Below are 5,422 nucleotides of genomic sequence, written 5' to 3'. Positions count from 1 at the left end.
GATTTCGAGATGGATACGATTGTTGGGAGAGGAAACCATGGTGCCATCGTAACACTGATAGAGCGTAGTACAAACATGCTGTTTATGAGAAAACTTAAGAATGGGAAAAATGCCAAAGAACTGGCACGAACTGTAATACACTTACTATCTCCTTTCAAAGACCATATCAAGTCTATTACAACTGACAATGGTACAGAATTCGCTTGTCATGAAATGATAGCCAAAAGCCTTGGTGTCACCATATATTTTGCTGACCCATACGCTTCGTGGCAGAAAGGGGCTATAGATTCAGAATCGTAGCTAATTCATCCTGTAAACAGCTGTTCATAGCATAGATAAAAGTCAAGATATGAAAAGGAAGGTAGTACTGATACTAATTGCCTTGTTGTTTTTCATAGTGCACTCTGAAGCACAGAGAAAGACGAAGCATCCTATGCCAAAGGTGCGTAAAAGAGCTGCTGCCCCATTGGTGCAACCTGTCAGCGACAAGACAGCGGCAGAATGGAATGCCATCCACCGCACGTATGCCGCAAAGAAATACCAACTGAAAGACAGTTGGGAACTTGTGTCTTACTATGATTATTCCGTCACGGGAAATGAGAATAGCTTGGAGGAACTTCAGAACATGAAGATACAGATACTTGGCGACTCTTTCCTTTATCTGAATGGGAAGAAAATCAAGGTTTGCCGTACGGACCGTGATCCGTTTATGTACGAACGGGATGCACTTTACTACCCCTACCTTAAGGATTACTTTGCTCTTCGTAGCATCAATATATCCAAGTCAGTCCCTGTTTTGCTTATACAGTCGTCGGCGAACGAGATATACAGCGATATGCTGGAGTATATTTATACTGGTGAATACCTTGTGCTGTATCATAACAACATTGCTGGTATTTTCAAATATGTAAGAAGATCGGGGCAGGGACTGCCTTCCCTTGATGCAAAGCTGGAATACACGCAAGCTGACATGTATAAGGATGTAAAAAAGGAGATGAGCAGCAAGCGTGCCCGCGAATATAATATTCGTCCCTATAAAGGAAAACTGAGAGCATGTATGGGGAAGAGTATATCCCATATAAATGGCATTGGTGGTTTCTATTTCGTGAAACTTCCTAACTATAAGTCTTTCCCCATTTTTGTTGCTTATAACTGCAACGAGGACGATGAGTTCCTTATATATACCTACAAGAATGGGATGATAGACGACGACAACAATATCAACATCCTTGCCTTCAGCTCATATAATGACATAAAGGAAGACTTCGCTATCTTTACGGATGGTACAATCTATGTGCGAACTGTAGAGGGTAAGAAAACCTCCATAGATGTTTATCGTATCAATGATGATGGTGACTTCTATAGATTGGAGTAAAACGGAGGATTGCATAAAGACAACCTTATGTATCTTCGGAATAACTTAAACCCAAATCTCTAATATTGGCTTTTAACAAAAAGATTGATTAAATTTGCACTTGGTACTTGAATCTACCAACACAGACAATAGTCTGAAAAATCATGACATAATTTCGGAAAAAGACCTAAAATAAAGTGGGAAAAAAGATAGAAAAAAGAGAGCCTGCAACCAACAGGAAATCAACCCGTTATGGAGTCGTAAAAGGAAAGGTACTTAATTGGATTTCAAAAGGGCGTTAATAAGACTTCAAAAGGGCATCTATTGCAAGTCAATTGGGCGTCTTTTCAAAGCCAGAAGACCATGTATTGGTTTTGAGTTGTATGAAAATAGTTTACAAACATTGAGTGATATGGGAATAAGTTGTTTGTAGAAGACGGAAGGACATGGTAAATATTTGCTTTTTCTGCATTCTTATCTTGTGCTTTATCCCTTTATGTGAGACCGTCCGATTTTGGACAGTCATACCTTACAAGTGTATAAGCCTTTGTTCTTTTTCCAATCTACGTATTTAACGGGAGAGCCACAATGAGAACTATTTTTATATTATACTCTCTTTATAAATGTGTTCTCTACATTCTTATTCAGTAAAGGTTCCAGATGAAAAAAGAGAGGCTTGGTATTGTTTCCAGCCTCTCTTTTACTTAAATTATTGTGGGAATCTATTCAAATGCCTTTACCTGCATGCCTACATAACGTTCATAGTAACTACGTACATAGACATTATTTAATGTCGCATCTGTCGCAAAGCGAAGACAGTTGGCTGATATGACTTTACCATAAGGTTGACTTCTGTCACCATCGTTAACTGGATTTGGTGTACTTGCCCAGTAATAGCCTTTAACTCCTAAACCAGTTAATTTCCCATCAACGTATTGTCCAAGTGCAGGAAGATAGAAATAACTACTTCTTACTGATGCTTCTGGTTTGCCAAAGTTTGATACAGTAAATTTAATATCTTTACCTGAAACCCACGTAGCGGTACCTGTATAGCTTTCCGTAGAACTAAAATGTGAAATTTCGCTCTTTTTCTTTAGCCAGATGCCTCCTGCATAAAGATGGTTTGCAAATACCCATAAAGTTTTGTCATCCAACTTTGGAGATCCTCCACCAATATACCATGTAAGTGCTTCGAAGGTCGGGGCATCCTTGCATGAGTTTATAGCCTTTGTCTGGACTTTATCCGTGAATGTAGTATTGTACCATCTTGCGTCCGCTGATGATGTTGCATAGTTTGCATTTTCAGCGTCGTTGAGTAAAGGCTGACTGCTCTCATACCTATCCCAATAATTGCTCTTTGCATCCCACATGTAATAATTGCTCTTGCGAGAAGTATACGTCTCCATGCCAAGGTTAGTACTGATTTTCTGATTCTTTCCAGCAACACATTTTATATTACTATATGTATATGAAATAGTGCTCTTTGTACCAGTTACGGAATCATATAGAGTATAAGTAACCTTAAAGGTTGAGTAAGTTCCTGGAGCTACAACCATTATGGCTGCATTCTTAGATGCTGTAGCTTCAGTAGGAATAGGGAAACCAGTTGTTGAACTTGTTCCGTTCAAAGTCAAGGTTACGCTGTTAGAAGAAGAAGAACTATTTGCAGCTCCTAAACCGTTGTCGCTAAAATTGAACGTTCCAGCAAGTTTTTCATCGTTAGCCGCTGTAACATTGATTTGTGTTACTACAGCAGAAGCAGCCAACTCCTCTTTTGAGTAGTATGGCATAAATGTTATGTACGAAGCCTCATGACTGAGATTAAACTTATAGGATCCATCTGTTTGGCGTGTTGCAGTACCGACACCGCAGTCTCCAACAGTTCCTAACTGAGTCGCATTGTTGGCTTCGTCCTGATTCTGACTTGTTGCTATTGTAACAGTGTTACCTGAAGAGCTTGCGTTCCCTGTGTATCTAACAGGATAGCTCGCTGCCGTATAAGTTCCATCGAAATAGAACTTTGCAGAAGCTGCTGTTGTTGATGTAATATTGTTGGAACTACTTGCTGTTAGTGTAGGAGATGTTGTAGAGCCACTATTTACCCAAATATTGTCGTTTGGAGTCCAGTAGAAATCTACCCCTGAATTATAAACACCTGAGGTACGTGTCTTAGCCTCCGAAGTAATAGAGAAAGAAGTCTTACCTGTTAAATCCTTATCCTTAGCACTATTGCTATAATCCGCGTCACTTACATTGTCATTAGAACAAGCCGTCAGCCCCATAAGCAAGCATGTAGCAAACAAACTTGTGAACTTGTTAATCTTCATAATTCTTATTGATAATTATTTTGGGTTAATCTGGTTCAACATCAAACGTGTTAGTGTTGTCATCATCTGCCTTTTTGTGATCAGACTCAAAGGGTGAGTTTGTCCCCATGATTGGTTCTGCCGATACAGGAATAACTGAAAGCTCGGGGCAACAGTATTCCTTTTTTACATAATTTTTTCTTTGCATATCTGTTTTTTTTATATGATTATATCCTCTCTAATCTACATGCGGCATCTCTGTAAATCACATTATTTATTGATAGATGTCATCGAATTAGTAGGGCAAAAGTATTTATACTTTTTTAGATAAACAAGTTTACCCCCCCCCGATTTAGATAATAAAAGTTATATTTATAAAATATTAACTTAGACTTCTTATCTTCTGCTACATTTTTGGCGTATAGGTCACATTTTTACCATAAGTCTCTTACATCAAAACTATTCGATAAAAATATAGCTGCCAGAAAGAACTTGCCTTCTAACAGCTATATGATATTACCTAAAATCTAATCGTTTACATTTTTCAATTATTTTATGTTTTGAACTAATCGGCTCATACATCCCTGATTAGAAACGGAACTATCATTCGACCTAATATATGTGTATGTAAATCTTATATGCGCCACGCTGTTTGTGTTATAAGAAGAAGTGGAGAAAAGAATCCATCAAAACTTATTTTCCTGTCATTGCTATCATCATCTTTAAGCATGTAATCATTTAATATTTACTCTATTACGCGAATTGTTAAAAGTGACAGCAACTTAAAACTAAAACTAACTGTATATAAATAAGGTGAGATTTTAGGGCTTTATATCGTGTCAAACACAAGTTTAGGGAAAATCCCCCACTGTATAGGGGAAATCCTTTTCACATCTCTTTTTTTCTTCGTTCCTTTGCATCATGAAAGTTAGGAGTACTATTAGGCACCTTTTATTTTACTTCTTTATAACTAATTGATTTCCTGTTGATTGCAGACCTGCTTTTTGTATGTAGTCTTGCTGTTATTTATTGATGTCTTGCTTGAATTTATGTAATGATTTTTCAAACCATTATCTGCATATTTTTGAAGTCTAAAAAGAAATGATTTTCAATGTCAGAGGATGATAAGAGGACAGAAAGTTGACAGTCTTAGCCATGTTTTTGTTTAATGAGAAGCTTCGGTCCTTCCTTTTAAAGCAATACGAAAAGCGTCCACACATTTAATGGAAGAACCCAAAAAGTTCTAAGGATTTCAGATATTTTTATATCTTTGCAGTATATTATTCAAAGTTATTAGAGGCTTGTTAAAATAGCCCACGCATATCAACTTTAAGCCATAAATATATTAAGGAACCGAAAATAGTTGTCTTATGAAGAAAATATATCTTTTACTGCTTATTCTAAATGTAGTATTAATGAATGGATGCAAGGAACAGTCTCCAAAGCAGAGCTCAAAACAGCAGGTTCATCAAGAAAGAACTGTAAAGAGTGAGGTAGACTTAATAAAGAAGTATGACCACGAAATCAGAGAATATTATAGAGAACTTGCGGAAGTAGGACTTGATGGCGTTACGGTAATGGATATAGACAAACAAGTAGAGTATACAGATTTGGCAATAGAACTTATTTATGATGCGCTCAGAAGAATGGGATACCAGTCTGTCAGTGATGCTGAAGCACGAAAGGCTATCAAAAAATATTATAACATTGATATCTCTGAAAATAACATCTATTTGGCAGGGAACAAACTTCGTAGATATGT

General features: G+C 37.2%; 3 protein-coding genes and 2 pseudogenes. 3 read left to right on the top strand and 2 right to left on the bottom strand.

The window, feature by feature from the left end; genetic code table 11:
- Both CHB62_RS14210 and CHB62_RS14205 read left to right on the top strand, forming a co-directional pair.
- Positions 1-291: pseudogene (locus tag CHB62_RS14210) on the top strand (IS30 family transposase); the annotation flags it as partial.
- 58 nt (positions 292-349) lie between these two features.
- Positions 350-1,375, top strand: a complete 1,026-nt coding sequence (locus CHB62_RS14205) for a hypothetical protein (protein ID WP_089367340.1) — start codon at positions 350-352, stop codon at positions 1,373-1,375.
- Positions 1,376-2,076: 701 nt separating this feature from the next.
- Here CHB62_RS14205 and CHB62_RS14200 read toward each other — a convergent pair.
- Both CHB62_RS14200 and CHB62_RS15035 read right to left on the bottom strand, forming a co-directional pair.
- The gene (locus CHB62_RS14200) at positions 2,077-3,681 is read right to left on the bottom strand and encodes a fimbrillin family protein (RefSeq protein ID WP_089367339.1); all 1,605 of its coding nucleotides are present in this window, start codon (positions 3,679-3,681) and stop codon (positions 2,077-2,079) included.
- A gap of 25 nt (positions 3,682-3,706) precedes the next feature.
- Entirely contained in the window at positions 3,707-3,868 is a 162-nt protein-coding gene (locus tag CHB62_RS15035) for a hypothetical protein (protein WP_167386081.1), read from the bottom strand.
- A 1,162-nt stretch (positions 3,869-5,030) separates the two neighbouring features.
- Here CHB62_RS15035 and CHB62_RS14195 point away from each other — a divergent pair.
- Positions 5,031-5,422, top strand: a pseudogene (locus CHB62_RS14195) (hypothetical protein); the annotation flags it as partial.

The sequence above is a fragment of the Prevotella jejuni genome, from assembly GCF_900187995.1.
GTDB lineage: Bacteria > Bacteroidota > Bacteroidia > Bacteroidales > Bacteroidaceae > Prevotella > Prevotella jejuni.
This window is presented reverse-complemented; position numbering and strand designations above follow the sequence as displayed.

What these genes read in the sequence shown, in the direction of transcription:
- CHB62_RS14205 (WP_089367340.1), top strand. Translation starts at nt 350, where the DNA reads ATGAAAAGGAAGGTAGTACTGATACTAATTGCCTTGTTGTTTTTCATA.
- CHB62_RS14200 (WP_089367339.1), bottom strand. Translation starts at nt 3,681, where the DNA reads ATGAAGATTAACAAGTTCACAAGTTTGTTTGCTACATGCTTGCTTATG.
- CHB62_RS15035 (WP_167386081.1), bottom strand. Translation starts at nt 3,868, where the DNA reads ATGCAAAGAAAAAATTATGTAAAAAAGGAATACTGTTGCCCCGAGCTT.